This window comes from Citrobacter sp. Cpo090, assembly GCF_030332665.1.
Lineage (GTDB): Bacteria > Pseudomonadota > Gammaproteobacteria > Enterobacterales > Enterobacteriaceae > Citrobacter > Citrobacter portucalensis.
Genome location: NZ_JAOWHK010000035.1, coordinates 50,319 through 66,165, shown reverse-complemented (window position 1 = coordinate 66,165; position 15,847 = coordinate 50,319). Strand labels below are relative to the sequence as shown.

Genomic DNA, 15,847 nt, shown 5'->3' with positions numbered 1-15,847 from the left:
AAACAGTATCTTTAAGACGCCAAATCTTCAAAAACCAGCATAAAATGCCAGGCATAGCGATAAACAAAGGGAGGACGGGGGATATACAGCCTTTCTGACAGTGAGACAGATCACACTTCGCTCTCCATTCCCCTTGCGTTAAATCAATGTAAAAAAGCCTTAAATTTCAACATATTCATAAAGTTAATCGCCCTATAGCACATTTTTGCATAAATAAGATTGCCATTTGACCTGTGTGTGGATTCCCGATAACGTGGAAATCCGCTGGAAGCTTTCTGGATGAGCAGCCTGCTCATCATATTTATGCAGTAATTGAGATTCCCTCTGAAGCAAGTCCTCAAACTTGTTTGACCTATGCGAAAAGGATAAAGAGGGCGAATGCGAGGTAAGCGTATGACACGCAAACCCCGTCGCCATGCTCTTGGTGTGCCCGTGCGCAACGGTCCAGATGGGAATCCCGCAGAGCCTGGGGAGGTTCACTGATATGTTGTACGATAAATCCCTTGAGAGGGATAACTGTGGTTTCGGCCTGATCGCCCACATAGAAGGCGAACCTAGCCACAAGGTAGTGCGTACCGCCATACACGCACTGGCCCGCATGCAGCACCGTGGCGCAATTCTTGCCGATGGTAAAACCGGCGATGGTTGCGGTTTGCTGTTACAAAAACCTGACCGCTTTTTCCGCATCGTGGCGCAAGAGCGCGGCTGGCGTTTAGCCAAAAACTACGCCGTCGGCATGATCTTTTTAAATAAAGACGCTGAGCTGGCTGCGGCTTCTCGTCGCATTGTCGAAGAAGAATTACAGCAGGAGACCCTGTCGATTGTCGGCTGGCGCGACGTGCCGACCAACGAAGGTGTTCTCGGTGAAATCGCCCTCTCCTCCCTGCCTCGTATCGAGCAAATTTTTGTCAATGCCCCTGCGGGCTGGCGTCCGCGTGATATGGAACGTCGCCTGTTCATCGCACGTCGTCGTATCGAAAAACGCCTCCAGGACGATAAAGACTTCTACGTCTGTAGCTTGTCGAACCTGGTCAATATCTATAAAGGTCTGTGTATGCCGGCGGATCTGCCACGCTTTTACCTGGACCTGGCGGATCTGCGTCTGGAATCGGCCATCTGCCTGTTCCACCAGCGTTTCTCCACCAACACCGTACCACGGTGGCCGCTGGCGCAACCGTTCCGCTACCTGGCGCATAACGGTGAAATCAACACCATCACCGGCAACCGCCAGTGGGCACGCGCACGTACCTATAAATTCCAGACGCCGCTGATCCCTGACCTGCACGACGCCGCACCGTTCGTTAACGAAACCGGCTCAGATTCAAGTTCGATGGATAACATGCTGGAACTGCTGCTGGCTGGTGGGATGGACATCATCCGCGCCATGCGTTTACTGGTGCCGCCGGCCTGGCAGAACAACCCGGATATGGACCCGGAGCTGCGCGCGTTCTTTGACTTTAACTCCATGCACATGGAGCCGTGGGATGGCCCGGCGGGTATTGTTATGTCCGACGGCCGCTTTGCCGCCTGTAACCTTGACCGTAACGGCCTGCGTCCAGCGCGCTACGTCATCACCAAAGACAAGCTGATTACCTGCGCCTCTGAAGTTGGGATCTGGGATTATCAGCCGGATGAAGTCGTCGAGAAAGGTCGCGTCGGCCCTGGCGAGCTGATGGTTATCGATACCCGCAGCGGGCGCATTCTGCACTCCGCCGAAACCGATGACGATCTGAAAAGCCGCCATCCGTACAAAGAGTGGATGGAGAAAAACGTCCGCCGCCTGGTGCCGTTCGAAGACCTGGCTGACGATCAGGTCGGCAGCCGTGAACTGGACGATGACACCCTCGCCAGCTACCAGAAACAGTTTAACTACAGCGCCGAAGAGCTGGATTCCGTGATCCGCGTGCTCGGTGAAAACGGTCAGGAAGCGGTCGGTTCAATGGGTGATGATACCCCGTTTGCCGTGCTCTCCAGCCAGCCACGCATCATTTATGACTACTTCCGCCAGCAGTTCGCGCAGGTGACTAACCCGCCGATCGACCCACTGCGCGAAGCGCACGTCATGTCGCTGGCCACCAGCATCGGTCGTGAGATGAACGTCTTCTGCGAAGCCGAAGGTCAGGCACACCGTCTGAGCTTTAAATCGCCGATCCTGCTGTACTCCGATTTCACCCAGCTCACCACTATGAAAGAGGATCATTATCGCGCTGACCGCCTCGATATCACCTTCGACGTGACCGAAACCACGCTCGAAGAGACCGTCAAAGCATTGTGCGATAAGGCGGAACAGATGGTGCGTAACGGTACGGTGCTGCTGGTGCTCTCTGACCGTAACATCGCGAAAAACCGCCTGCCGGTTCCGGCACCGATGGCCGTGGGCGCAGTGCAAACGCGTCTGGTAGAACAAAGCCTGCGTTGCGACGCCAACATCATCGTTGAAACCGCCAGCGCCCGCGACCCGCACCATTTTGCTGTCCTGCTCGGCTTTGGCGCGACGGCCATTTATCCGTATCTCGCGTATGAAACGCTGGGACGGCTGATCGACACTCAGGCGATTGCCAAAGATTACCGGACCGTGATGCTGAACTACCGTAACGGCATCAACAAAGGTCTGTACAAAATCATGTCCAAAATGGGCATCTCGACCATCGCCTCTTACCGCTGCTCGAAGCTGTTTGAAGCGGTTGGTCTGCACGATGATGTCGTGGCACTGTGCTTCCAGGGCGTGGTCAGCCGCATCAGCGGCGCAGGATTTACCGACTTCCAGCAGGATCTGCTGAACCTCTCCAAACATGCCTGGCTCGCGCGTAAACCTATCAGTCAGGGCGGTTTGCTCAAATACGTCCACGGCGGCGAATACCACGCCTACAACCCGGATGTGGTGCGCACGCTGCAACAGGCGGTACAAAGCGGTGAATACAGTGACTATCAGGAATATGCCCGGCTGGTCAATGAGCGTCCAGCGGCCACGCTGCGCGACCTGCTGGCGATTACGCCTGGCGATGAAGCCGTAAGCATTAACGAAGTCGAACCTGCAACCGAACTGTTTAAACGCTTTGATACCGCAGCCATGTCCATCGGCGCATTAAGCCCGGAAGCACACGAAGCGCTGGCCGAAGCTATGAACAGCATCGGCGGTAACTCGAACTCCGGTGAAGGCGGCGAAGACCCGGCGCGCTACGGCACTAACAAGGTGTCGCGGATTAAGCAGGTTGCTTCTGGTCGCTTTGGCGTAACCCCGGCGTATCTGGTCAACGCCGATGTTATTCAGATTAAAGTCGCTCAGGGCGCGAAGCCTGGCGAAGGCGGTCAGTTACCAGGTGATAAAGTCACCCCGTACATCGCCAAACTGCGCTATTCGGTACCGGGCGTGACGTTGATCTCCCCGCCGCCGCACCACGATATCTACTCTATCGAGGACTTAGCGCAGCTGATTTTCGACCTCAAACAGGTCAACCCGAAAGCGATGATCTCGGTGAAGCTAGTTTCCGAACCGGGCGTTGGCACCATCGCCACTGGCGTGGCGAAAGCCTATGCGGACCTTATCACCATTGCTGGCTACGACGGCGGCACCGGCGCAAGCCCGCTCTCCTCCGTGAAATATGCGGGCTGCCCGTGGGAACTGGGTCTGGTGGAAACCCAGCAGGCGCTGGTGGCTAACGGCCTGCGTCACAAGATTCGTCTGCAGGTCGATGGCGGTCTGAAAACCGGCGTCGATATCATTAAAGCGGCGATTCTGGGTGCGGAAAGCTTCGGTTTCGGCACCGGTCCGATGGTGGCGTTGGGCTGTAAATACCTGCGTATTTGCCACCTGAACAACTGTGCAACCGGCGTGGCGACTCAGGACGACAAACTGCGTAAGAACCACTATCACGGCCTGCCGTTCAAAGTGACTAACTACTTTGAATTTATCGCCCGCGAAGTCCGTGAACTGATGGCGCAACTGGGCGTGAAGCGTCTGGTGGATCTGATTGGTCGTACCGACCTGCTCAAAGAGCTGGAAGGGTTTACCGCTAAACAACAGAAACTGGAGCTGTCTCGTCTGCTGGAAACCGCCGAACCGCATCCGGGTAAAGCGCTGCATTGCACCGAGAACAACCCGCCGTTTGATAACGGCGTGCTGAACGCCCAGTTGTTACAGCAGGCGAAACCGTATGTCGACGAGCGCCAGAGCAAAACCTTCTGGTTCGATATCCGCAACACCGACCGTTCCGTTGGTGCGTCGCTGTCGGGCTATATCGCTCAGACACACGGCGATCAGGGGCTGGCGTCTGACCCGATCAAAGCGCACTTCAGCGGTACCGCAGGCCAGAGCTTTGGCGTGTGGAACGCGGGCGGCGTGGAGCTGTATCTGACCGGCGATGCCAACGACTATGTCGGTAAAGGTATGGCGGGCGGCCTGCTGGCAGTGCGTCCTCCGGTTGGCTCTGCTTTCCGTAGCCATGAGGCGAGCATCATTGGTAACACCTGTCTGTATGGCGCTACAGGTGGCCGTCTGTTTGCCGCGGGTCGCGCAGGTGAGCGCTTTGCAGTACGCAACTCCGGCGCAATCACCGTGGTTGAAGGTATTGGCGACAACGGCTGCGAATATATGACCGGCGGCATCGTCTGTATTCTCGGAAAAACGGGCGTCAACTTCGGAGCGGGTATGACGGGCGGATTCGCCTACGTGCTCGACGAAGACGGTGAATTCCGCAAACGCGTGAACCCGGAACTGGTAGAAGTGCTGAGCGTGGACTCGCTGGCGATCCACGAGGAACACCTGCGCGGTTTGATTACCGAGCACGTACAGCATACCGGCTCTTCACACGGCGAAGAGATCCTGGCTAACTGGCCAGCATTCTCGGCGAAATTCGCGCTGGTAAAACCAAAATCCAGTGATGTGAAAGCACTGTTGGGTCACCGTAGTCGTAGCGCAGCAGAGCTGCGTGTGCAGGCGCAGTAAGGGGTAGCAGCAATGAGTCAGAACGTATACCAATTTATCGACCTGCAGCGCGTTGATCCGCCTAAGAAGCCGCTGAAGATCCGCAAGATCGAGTTTATTGAGATCTACGAGCCGTTTTCCGAAGGCCAGGCCAAAGCGCAGGCAGACCGCTGCCTGTCCTGCGGTAACCCGTACTGCGAGTGGAAGTGCCCGGTGCATAACTACATCCCGAACTGGCTGAAGCTGGCGAACGAGGGACGTATTTTTGAAGCGGCAGAACTGTCGCACCAGACCAACACTCTGCCGGAAGTCTGTGGCCGCGTGTGCCCGCAGGATCGTCTGTGTGAAGGATCCTGTACGCTGAACGATGAGTTCGGCGCGGTAACTATCGGCAACATCGAGCGCTATATCAACGATAAAGCATTCGAAATGGGCTGGCGTCCGGATATGACCGGCGTGCGTCAAACCGACAAGCGTGTGGCGATCATCGGTGCGGGTCCGGCAGGCCTGGCCTGTGCTGATGTGCTGACCCGTAACGGCGTGAAGGCGGTGGTCTTTGATCGTCACCCGGAAATTGGCGGTCTGCTGACCTTCGGTATTCCGGCTTTCAAGCTGGAGAAAGAAGTCATGACCCGTCGGCGTGAGATCTTCACCGGTATGGGCATTGAGTTCAAATTGAACGTGGAAGTGGGCCGCGATGTACAACTTGACTCCCTGCTGAAAGATTATGACGCCGTTTTCCTTGGCGTAGGTACCTATCAGTCGATGCGCGGTGGGCTGGAAAACGAAGACGCTTCCGGCGTATTTGATGCCCTGCCGTTCCTCATCGCCAATACCAAACAGTTGATGGGCTTTGGCGAAAGCAGCGACGAGCCGTACATCAGTATGGAAGGCAAACGCGTCGTCGTTCTCGGCGGCGGCGATACCGCGATGGACTGCGTGCGGACCTCGGTTCGCCAGAACGCTGCACACGTCATCTGCGCCTATCGTCGTGACGAAGAGAACATGCCGGGTTCCAAACGCGAAGTGAAAAATGCGCGTGAAGAAGGCGTCGAGTTCCAGTTCAACATCCAACCCTTAGGCGTGGAAGTGAATGCCAACGGTAAAGTGTGCGGCGTGAAAATGGCGCGTACTGAAATGGGCGAACCGGATGCTAAAGGGCGTCGCCGCGCGGAGATTATCGCCGGTTCCGAGCACGTTGTTCCGGCTGATGCGGTGGTACTGGCGTTTGGCTTCCGTCCGCACAGTATGGAGTGGCTGGCAAAACATAGCGTCGAACTGGATTCTCAGGGTCGCATTATTGCCCCAGAGCGCAGCGACAACGCCTTCCAGACCAGCAACCCGAAAATCTTCGCCGGTGGCGACATCGTGCGCGGTTCGGATCTGGTGGTCACCGCGATTGCCGAAGGCCGTAAAGCGGCGGACGGTATCCTGAACTACCTGGAAGTGTAATTCTTCTGGCTCCCCTGCCACAGCCTGACGCTGATGGATGGGGAGCCAATATTTCTCCGCAAAATACATGCGGAATCATTCTTCGAAAGCCGCTCGCAAACCATGCTGGAAACTCAACTCGCACGCGGTGGTTCACTGACGACGGAGGAAAACCAGCAAACCATTAACCCCACGAATAATTACAAAGAAAATATCACACGGAAACGTTTGCTTTATTCTGAGAACTGTATATTATGCGGCGGATTTTTTGGGCAAAATTCATGGAGGCGTTGTGTCGCAGGACAACAATTATAGCCAGGGCCCCGTCCCTCAGGCGGCGCGGAAAGGCGTGATTCCACTAACATTTGTGATGTTGGGGCTCACATTTTTTTCCGCCAGTATGTGGACCGGTGGCACACTCGGTACCGGTCTTTCCTATAATGATTTCTTCCTGGCAGTTCTCTTCGGTAATCTTCTCCTCGGTCTTTACACTGCATTTCTCGGTTTTATCGGCGCAAAAACAGGGCTCTCAACCCACCTTCTGGCGCGTTACTCATTTGGTGTGAAAGGTTCATGGCTTCCCTCCCTGCTATTAGGCGGTACACAGGTAGGCTGGTTTGGCGTCGGTGTGGCCATGTTTGCTATCCCGGTGGGTAAAGCGACAGGGATTGACGTTAATATCCTGATTGCGGTTTCCGGGCTGTTGATGACCCTGACCATCTTTTTTGGCATCTCGGCACTGACCGTTTTGTCTATCATCGCCGTACCTGCCATCGTCATTCTTGGCAGCTACTCTGTCTGGCTGGCGGTAAGCGATGTCGGCGGTTTAGACCATTTAAAAGCGATAGTGCCGCAGACACCGCTTAATTTCTCAACCGCACTCGCGCTGGTGGTCGGTTCGTTTGTAAGCGCAGGGACGTTAACCGCTGACTTCGTCCGTTTTGGCCGCAACGCCAAAGGCGCGGTGCTGATCGCCATGGTGGCGTTTTTCCTTGGTAACTCCTTGATGTTCATCTTCGGCGCTGCGGGCGCGGCTGCGGTTGGACAGGCGGATATCTCTGACGTGATGATTGCCCAAGGGCTGCTGCTGCCCGCGATTGTGGTACTCGGCTTGAATATCTGGACTACCAATGACAACGCGCTATACGCCTCAGGTCTGGGATTTGCCAATATTACCGGCCTTTCCAGCCGTACGCTGTCAGTGGCTAACGGTATTATCGGCACACTGTGCGCGCTGTGGCTTTACAATAACTTTGTCGGCTGGCTGACATTTCTGTCGGCAGCGATCCCCCCAATCGGTGGGGTGATTATCGCTGACTATCTGCTGAACCATCGCCGCTATGCCGACTTCAGCAAAGCGCAATTTATTCCCGTAAACTGGATAGCTATCCTGTCCGTTGCACTGGGCATTGCCGCGGGTCACTATATTCCCGGTATTGTGCCCGTCAACGCCGTACTCGGCGGCGTATTCAGCTATATCCTGCTGAATCCCCTTTTAAATCGCAGCCTTGCTAAATCACCGGAGGTCAGCCATGCAGAATAATAACATCACCATTCATCAGGCGCGTTTACAGGGACGTGAAGGGTTGTGGCAAATCACGATTGAAAACGGGCGCTTTAGCCGTATCGAGCCTCAAGACACTGCGACGTTACCACAGGGTGAAGTGCTTGATGCTGAAGGCGGTCTGGCTATCCCACCGTTCGTTGAACCACATATCCATCTGGACACTACGCAAACCGCGGGCGAGCCGAGCTGGAATCAGTCTGGCACGTTGTTTGAGGGCATTGAGCGCTGGGCCGAACGTAAGGCAATGCTCACTCACGAAGACGTTAAAGCGCGCGCCATGCAGACCCTGAAGTGGCAGATGGCCAACGGCATTCAATATGTTCGTACGCACGTTGACGTTTCCGACCCTACGTTGACGGCGCTAAAAGCCATGCTGGAGGTGAAGCAAGAAGTCGCGCCGTGGGTAGAGCTACAGATCGTCGCGTTCCCGCAAGAAGGCATTCTTTCTTATCCCAACGGTGAGGCGCTCTTAGAGGAAGCCGTGCGTCTGGGCGCCGACGTCATTGGCGCGATCCCACACTTTGAATTCACGCGTGAATATGGCGTGGAGTCGCTGCATAAGATTTTCGCTCTGGCGCAAAAATACGACAGGCTTATCGACGTGCACTGTGACGAAATCGATGATGAGCAATCCCGCTTTGTTGAAACCGTTGCGGCGCTGGCGCATCGCTACAATATGGGCGAGCGTGTGACCGCCAGCCATACTACGGCGATGCATTCTTATAACGGCGCGTATGCTTCCCGTCTTTTCCGTCTGTTGAAAATGTCCGGTATTAACTTTGTCGCAAATCCACTGGTGAATATTCACCTGCAAGGGCGCTTCGACACTTATCCTAAACGTCGCGGTGTTACGCGCGTCAAAGAGATGCTGGAGGCGGAAATCAACGTCTGCTTCGGTCATGATGACGTCTTCGATCCGTGGTATCCGCTAGGCACTGCGAATATGCTGCAGGTGTTGCATATGGGATTACACGTGTGCCAGTTGATGGGATACGGACAGATTAACGATGGGCTGAACCTGGTCACCACCCACAGCGCGAAAACCCTGCACCTGCAGGACTACGGTCTGAACGTGGGGAATTCTGCGAATCTGGTGATTTTGCCTGCAGAAAATGGGTTCGACGCGGTTCGTCGCCAGACGCCTGCCCGTTATTCCATTCGTCACGGTCGCGTCATTGCCGAGACGGTCCCAAGCCAAACCACACTGCATCTGACGCAGCCAGAAACGGTGACGTTTAAACGTTAGGTGTTATATACCGTGTCGGATAGCATATCCGACACGGTATCTCTTATCTTCAGGTGTGTAATAAGCTGGCGCGGACCTTGATTACCACCTTTTTGATGTCCATCGGAGCCTGCACCACACAACCCGGTTTATGCGGCTCGCCCGGCATAAAAATCACAAATTTTCCCGGCTTCAGTACCATAGCCTGTTCATCGGCAATCTGGCTGCACAGCTGATAATCATCCTCAATGTGCATCTCTTCGCACTGACGAGCTGAATCGGACATCCCGAACAGAATCCGTTCTTCGCCGGACAACAGCATCTGAATATCAATGTACTGCTGATGCAGCTCCGCTTTCTTTTGCTCTGGACTCTGCGTTGTAAATTGCATGACATTCATAAAAATATTCTCGCCCTGCAACGTGTAGCGCCCAGGCGTCTTCTCCTGCGGATTCGCCGCAATGGCAAGCGTTAACGCCTGCTGCAAGACCGGATGTAATCCGGCAGAAGGCAGTGAATTCAACGCATCTGATATCATCATTATTCTCCCTGGGCCAACAGCGCGGCCCCCAGTAATCCAGCGTCATGGCGGTAATGCGCTGCCAGTAATTCCACGTGATAGGCCAAAGGCTCTTGTGCCAAATAATGTTCCACCAGCGCCAGATACCCTTCAGCCAGCCCAACGCTGCCGCCAATCACCACAATCTGGCAATCGGTCGTGGCCTTCACATCGGCAACAAGCCTTGCCAAAGTGCGCGCCGAGCGATGGATCAACCTGCTTGCCTGCTCATCACCTTGTCCGGCCTGGTTAAAAATGGCTTTGGCGTCGCATACAGCAAGCGCGCCTTCGGCTGCCGCCGCTATTCCACGACCGGAAGCGATCGCCTCAACGCAGCCCACACGCCCGCAGCCGCACACCGGCCCATGCGGATCAGCCAGCGTATGTCCCAGATGCCCAGCCAGACCGCCAGTCCCGGTCAGCAGTTTCCCACCGCTGACGACTCCCCCGCCCACACCGGTGGAGACGGTAATAAACACCAGATCGCGGTACTCACCGCCAAGCGCATGGTACTCAGCCCACGCCGCAGCCTGTGCGTCATTGACTGCCAGCGTCGGCAGGCCGGTGATTTGTTCCAGCGTTTGTGTCAGCGGAAAATGCATCAACCCGCCGAGGTTATGCGGATTCAGCGCCAGTAAAACCCCCTCACGGATAATCCCCGTTGAGGCGATCGCTACTCGATTAGCACGCCCCTGTAGCGGTGCAACCAATGTTTGTAACGCGGCGCGCAGCGCTTGCGGCGTTTTGCTGGCAGGCGTCGGCAGTTCACGCCGCTCGCGGATTTGCAGATTGTTGTCTACCAGCGCGGCAGCCAATTTGGTGCCGCCGATATCAATCGCCAGCGTGGTCATGACGCAGCCTTTTGCATCGTGGTGGCGCTCTGTAGCTCTAAGAACGACATATTTCTTCCCTTACTGCTATTGCCCGGTTCAGCACCGGGCAATTGGATTAACTTTTGGATTTCACCATAGTGCTTTTGTCACCACCGAACGGCACGGCACCGCTAAACGGTCGACCATCAATGGCATCATGCGTACGCAACGCTTCAGGACGCAGCCAGCGCTGTACACGGGACGGCATATCAAGACCAATCAGCAGGATCACTACAAATGTCAGACCGAAAGAGAGCGATCCCAGCGCGGTACCCAGATCCAGACGTTGGGCAATCAGCGCGCCGATGATCGGAGCCAGCGCTCCACCCAGTGCGCCCACGTTATAGGTGAAGCCCAGTCCCGCCGCACGCTGATCGGTATCGAAATAGCCGCCAATCAGTTTTGGTAAGATCCCGGAGATCCCCTGGCCGAGCATTTGCTGGAAAAACAGCAGTAAACCCAGTACCCAGACATTTGAACCGCCTATCGCAAACACCGGTATAATCAGCAACTGCGAGGCCAGCAGACTACAGACATAGGCTTTACGCGTGCCCAGCCAGTCGCCAAGAAAACCGCCGACGCAGCAACCGACCGCCGCACCAAAGCCACTGAAAAACAGGACATTTGCAACCGTGTGCGGATCATAGGCCAGATCCGTTTTCAGATAGGTTGGCAACAGCGCCTGAATCGGCCACGAGTACAGGAAGGCAAACAGCACGACCACCATCAGCATGACGCCCGTCGGCCAGCGTTTCCCGCTGCTTTGCACCATAAAGCTAATGAAGATAAACGCGCATATCAGCCCCAGGACCGCCACGATAGCCGCATTTTGCAGGTCGCCAGCAAAGCAGAACCACAGCGCGGTGGCAGCAGCGAGCGTCATCAGAATATTAATTACCCGATGCTCGCCCCGGTAGAGAATGTCCACCATCGTGCGCACTGGCGCTTTGCCTTCGTGTTTCTGTTTCCAGTCTTCCGCTTCCGGAATATTTTTACGCAGCCAGAGGGCGAAGATAATTGGCAGGATGCCGATGAAGAACAGCGCACGCCACCCCCAGACCGGAACCACCAGGCTGTAGACCTGGGCGGCGATCACTGCACCAACGGAAAAGCCTGAAATCAGGAAACCACTGGCTTTGTTTCGCAGGTGTTTAGGCCAACTTTCAATAACATAGGTTGCACTGGAGCCGTACTCACCCGCCATTCCCATACCGATAACCAGGCGGGCGATAAACATGGTGGTGTAGCCCGGCGCGAAACCGCAGGCCAGCGTTCCCACCGAGAACAGAATGATGCTGGTGACCATTGCCAGGCGGCGTCCGTAGCGGTCGCCCATTGCCCCCAGCATTAACCCGCCAAACCAACGGGAGATAAAGGCGGCCGAGATCAGGCTGGCGGCCTGCACCGTCGTCAATCCGAATTCGCCCTGCACTTCTGTCAGCACCAGGGCGATTAACACAAAATCGAAACCATCAAGCAAATATCCCAGCCAGGCGGCGGAAAATGCCCGCCATTGTGCCCGATTGAGATGGCGATACCACGGGATGCTCTGGGTAGAAGTACTCATTTTACTCTCCCGATGATTTTGTTGTTGTGCCGGGTGGTGGCTTTGCCTTACCCGGCCTACGGTCGAAAAATCCAGGCCGGGCAAGCGAAGCGCCCCCGGCGACCCGTGATTACGCCTTTTCCGCCAGCAGTTGGTTTGCCAGCGCTTTCAGTTCCGGCAGAAAGCGTTCATCTACCGGAGCAAAGGGTTTACGGCACAGTGGAACAGAAACCACATCCATATAGTGCAGTACTGTTTTCAGGCCGCGGAACACGCCAACCTTAATAAGCAGATCGATAACCTTATTGCACTCGGTTTGCAGCTTTTGCGCCGTACGGATGTCACCTTCTTTGAGCGCTTTCACAATTCCCTGATAGCGCCATCCCATGATGTTGTAAGTGCTACCGATACCGCCATCTGCGCCCGCGAGCAGTCCAGAAGCGAAGATTTCGTCGTAACCGTTATAAAGCACCAGATCGGGATGAGCGCGGCGGATCTGTTCCATCTGATAGAGATCGCCCGAAGTTTGCTTCAGTGCGCCAACGCCTGGCAGCGTTACCAGCGTGTTGATCTGATCCAGCGTCAGTTTTACGCCGCTCAGCGCCGGAATGTTATAGACCACCATCGGTAAACCATCAGCGGAATCAATAATTGCGCGGTAGTGATCGCAGTGCTCTTCAAAGCTAAACGGATAGTAAAACGGTGTGACGGCCGAAACCGCATCAAAGCCGTAGCGATGCGCGGCGCTCGCCAGCTGTTGGCTCTCTTCGGTGCTCACCGTACCAACGTGGGCGATCAGCGTCACCTTGCCCTTTGCCTCTTCGGCAACAATTTCCAGTACCTGCTCTCTTTCAACGCGGTTTTGGACAAAGGCCTCGCCCGTTGAGCCACCGACATAGAGCCCGTCTACACCCTGACCAATGTTGAAACGCACCAGGCGGCGCAAACTCTCGATGTCCAGTCGCTGTTGGTTATCGAATGGGGTTAACAACGCTGGCATTACGCCTTTTAAATCTCTTGCCATAACGACCTCTGATGATGATTAGTCTTATCTGACTGCATACCTTTATACCTGTTATACCAGATCAAATAAGCAGCAATACAATAGAGAACGCTTATAGTGCGATCTACTTCACTAAACGATCGTCAGGATCGCGATCACTTACGCGATTTTTTACTTTTGCTGAAGGCGTGCCAGGTCGCGGAAACGCTGTTGAGGTGTTCTTGCAGTGCGCGGTCAGCTTCTTCAGGATCGCGCTGGCGAATTGCGTCAACAATAGCGATATGCTGCTGATAACTCACGTTATTGTGCTCATACAGCTCTTGATCGGCAACGGTCGGACGGGCGGCAATCAGCCAGTCTAACAGCGCAACATGGATAGCCATAAAGATGGGATTACCTGGGATCTCCGCCAGTACGCGGTGAAAATCAACGTCCGAACGGATGAACAACGTATTGTCATCCAGCGACTGGCTGTTGATCTCCAGTGCTTTCGCCAGTCTGTCGATTTGCTCATCCGTCGCATGTTCGGCAGCGTATCGCACCAGGCTGGATTCAAAGAACAATCGCAGCTGTTCGAAGTGGGCAATGCCGCCGGGATGTGCGAGGAAATCTTTCGCCATACCAGACAGCTCGCTGATGATGGTATCAGCTGAAGGACGCGAAACGCGGGCGCGCTCACCGTTGTTGATTTGTACCAGACCTTTGCGTTTTAACGCGGCCAGCGCCTCTCGTACAGAAGGACGGCCCACGTTAAAGAAGGCCATCAGCTCCCGCTCAGACGGCAACTGTTCGCCCTCGCCAAATTCCCGACGACGAATCATCTGCTCCAGTTCTTCTTCAACCATTTCAGACAGTTTTTTACGCGCCAGCGGGCGATTGCGTAAGCTACGGCCAATGGTAGATGGAGAGTCTTCAGCTTGCGAATCAAATGCGTTCATAGGGTCCATTCAGCTAAGTCGTGGTGACAAACAACAGCGGGTTTATCCTAACACAGGATCGAAAGCAGGGTGAAATGATGGACGATCTGATCCGGCTGGCTTATTGAAAACATACGTAACAGCAATATTATTTTAAGCGAATATTTTCCGCCTATTTTTAATTGAATAGCGTTATATCATCTTCATGAAATTTATGAACGTTAACGTGATAAATTATCATAACTATCTATTTTAAAACGATAAATAATTTAAACATCGAATTAAAAATAAGATATTCACTCCATAAAAAACGCCCAAAAAAATATAACATCCGTTTTGACAACAGCGTTATTACCGGATTTATCTTCTTCTCTGGCATGGAGTGAAACAATGTTCGGCATCATTATCTCTGTCATCGTTTTATTAACGATGGGTTACCTGATCCTCAAAAACTACAAACCACAGGTCGTGCTGGCCGCCGCCGGGATCTTTCTGATGATCTGCGGCGTCTGGCTGGGCTACGGCGCGTTGGTCGCTGACGACAAAAGCAGTGGCTATCTACTGGTCGATATTTACAATGAAATTTTGCGTATGCTCTCCAACCGCGCGGCCGGATTGGGGTTATCAATCATGGCAGTGGGTGGTTATGCCCGTTATATGGACAGAATGGGAGCCAGCAGAGCGATGGTTAGTCTGTTAAGTCGCCCGCTCAAACTAATCCGCTCACCCTATGTTGTGCTTGCCGCCACCTATGTGATTGGTCAGATCATGGCGCAGTTCATTACCAGCGCGTCCGGGTTAGGCATGCTGCTGATGGTGACGCTATTCCCGACGCTGGTCAGTCTTGGCGTGAGTCGTTTATCCGCTGTCGCGGTGATTGCCACCTCGATGTCAATTGAGTGGGGCATTCTGGAAACCAACTCTATTTTTGCCGCGCAGGTTGCGGGTATGAAAATCGCCACCTACTTCTTTCAATACCAGTTGCCCGTCGCGTCGTGTGTCATTGTCGCCGTCGCCATTGCGCATTTTTTCGTTCAGCGTCAATTTGACAAAAAAGCCGCACCGGAAAGCAACGGATTTGCTGAACAAAAGACGCTGGAAAACGTACCTCCGCTCTATTACGCCATTCTACCTGTCATGCCGCTGATCCTGATGCTGGGCTCGCTTGCCCTTGCACAAATGGGACTAATGAAAGCAGAGTTGAATCTGGTGGTGGTGATGTTGATGAGCATGACGCTGACTATGTTTGTTGAATTCCTGCATAAACATAATCTGCGCGAAACGATGGATGATGTGCAGGCTTTTTTTGACGGCATGGGGACGCAGTTTGCCAACGTTGTCACCCTGGTGGTCGCCGGTGAAATCTTCGCGAAAGGGTTGACGACTATCGGGACTGTCGACGCCGTAATAAAAGGCGCAGAGCATTCCGGTCTTGGCGGCATCGGCGTGATGATCATCATGGCTGTAGTCATTGCCGCCTGTGCGATCGTCATGGGGTCAGGCAACGCGCCGTTTATGTCTTTTGCCAGCCTCATTCCGGATATTGCCGCCGGGCTGCATATTCCTGCCGTAGTAATGATTATGCCGATGCATTTTGCCACTACGCTTGCCCGCGCGGTGTCACCCATAACCGCTGTAATTGTCGTGACATCGGGTATTGCCGGCGTATCGCCCTTTGAAGTGGTAAAACGTACAGCAATCCCGATGGCAGTAGGATTTGTGGTGAATATGGTAGCCACCATCGCGCTGTTTTATTGATGCCAAAGCCAGAAAACAGAACAGGCCCCAAAGGGCCTGTTTTTT

At 54.4% G+C, this 15,847-nt stretch carries 10 protein-coding genes; 5 read left to right on the top strand and 5 right to left on the bottom strand.

The features are described 5' to 3' along the window. Positions 1–484: 484 nt before the first annotated feature. The 4 genes from gltB (at position 485) to OGY83_RS18430 (ending at position 9,168) form a co-directional block, all read left to right on the top strand. Positions 485–4,945, top strand: coding sequence for a glutamate synthase large subunit (gltB, locus tag OGY83_RS18445; protein ID WP_286636588.1), 4,461 nt, complete (start codon positions 485–487; stop codon positions 4,943–4,945). Between the two features lie 12 nt (positions 4,946–4,957). Next, positions 4,958–6,376, top strand: coding sequence for a glutamate synthase small subunit (locus OGY83_RS18440; protein WP_191213849.1), 1,419 nt, complete (start codon positions 4,958–4,960; stop codon positions 6,374–6,376). Between the two features lie 271 nt (positions 6,377–6,647). After that, the gene (gene codB, locus OGY83_RS18435; protein WP_286636587.1) at positions 6,648–7,898 is read left to right on the top strand and encodes a cytosine permease; all 1,251 of its coding nucleotides are present in this window, start codon (positions 6,648–6,650) and stop codon (positions 7,896–7,898) included. Further along, entirely contained in the window at positions 7,888–9,168 is a 1,281-nt protein-coding gene (locus OGY83_RS18430; protein ID WP_079938252.1) for a cytosine deaminase, read from the top strand. Before codB ends, OGY83_RS18430 begins: the two co-directional genes overlap by 11 nt. A gap of 49 nt (positions 9,169–9,217) precedes the next feature. On the opposite strand, the gene nanQ is transcribed toward OGY83_RS18430, so the two are convergent. The 5 genes from nanQ to nanR form a co-directional block, all read right to left on the bottom strand. After that, on the bottom strand, positions 9,218–9,685 hold the full coding sequence (nanQ, locus tag OGY83_RS18425; RefSeq protein WP_079938313.1) for an N-acetylneuraminate anomerase: 468 nt from the start codon (positions 9,683–9,685) through the stop codon (positions 9,218–9,220). Between the two features lie 2 nt (positions 9,686–9,687). Beyond that, positions 9,688–10,557 (bottom strand): N-acetylmannosamine kinase, encoded by an 870-nt coding sequence (gene nanK / locus OGY83_RS18420; protein ID WP_286636585.1) that lies wholly within the window; start codon positions 10,555–10,557, stop codon positions 9,688–9,690. Positions 10,558–10,654: 97 nt separating this feature from the next. After that, entirely contained in the window at positions 10,655–12,145 is a 1,491-nt protein-coding gene (gene nanT / locus OGY83_RS18415; protein WP_286636584.1) for a sialic acid transporter NanT, read from the bottom strand. Positions 12,146–12,254: 109 nt separating this feature from the next. Beyond that, a complete protein-coding gene (nanA, locus tag OGY83_RS18410; protein WP_032945137.1) occupies positions 12,255–13,148 on the bottom strand; it encodes an N-acetylneuraminate lyase in 894 nt (297 codons plus the stop codon). Between the two features lie 134 nt (positions 13,149–13,282). After that, complete coding sequence (nanR, locus tag OGY83_RS18405; RefSeq protein WP_079938250.1) at positions 13,283–14,074, bottom strand: transcriptional regulator NanR; 792 nt, start codon at positions 14,072–14,074, stop codon at positions 13,283–13,285. 360 nt (positions 14,075–14,434) lie between these two features. On the opposite strand from nanR, the gene dcuC reads away from it, so the two are divergent. After that, entirely contained in the window at positions 14,435–15,802 is a 1,368-nt protein-coding gene (dcuC, locus tag OGY83_RS18400; protein WP_003828798.1) for an anaerobic C4-dicarboxylate transporter DcuC, read from the top strand. The last annotated feature ends 45 nt before the right edge of the window (positions 15,803–15,847 follow it).

What these genes read in the sequence shown, in the direction of transcription:
- nanA (WP_032945137.1), bottom strand. Translation starts at nt 13,148, where the DNA reads ATGGCAAGAGATTTAAAAGGCGTAATGCCAGCGTTGTTAACCCCATTC.
- OGY83_RS18430 (WP_079938252.1), top strand. Translation starts at nt 7,888, where the DNA reads ATGCAGAATAATAACATCACCATTCATCAGGCGCGTTTACAGGGACGT.
- dcuC (WP_003828798.1), top strand. Translation starts at nt 14,435, where the DNA reads ATGTTCGGCATCATTATCTCTGTCATCGTTTTATTAACGATGGGTTAC.
- nanK (WP_286636585.1), bottom strand. Translation starts at nt 10,557, where the DNA reads ATGACCACGCTGGCGATTGATATCGGCGGCACCAAATTGGCTGCCGCG.
- nanQ (WP_079938313.1), bottom strand. Translation starts at nt 9,685, where the DNA reads ATGATATCAGATGCGTTGAATTCACTGCCTTCTGCCGGATTACATCCG.
- gltB (WP_286636588.1), top strand. Translation starts at nt 485, where the DNA reads ATGTTGTACGATAAATCCCTTGAGAGGGATAACTGTGGTTTCGGCCTG.
- nanT (WP_286636584.1), bottom strand. Translation starts at nt 12,145, where the DNA reads ATGAGTACTTCTACCCAGAGCATCCCGTGGTATCGCCATCTCAATCGG.
- OGY83_RS18440 (WP_191213849.1), top strand. Translation starts at nt 4,958, where the DNA reads ATGAGTCAGAACGTATACCAATTTATCGACCTGCAGCGCGTTGATCCG.
- nanR (WP_079938250.1), bottom strand. Translation starts at nt 14,074, where the DNA reads ATGGACCCTATGAACGCATTTGATTCGCAAGCTGAAGACTCTCCATCT.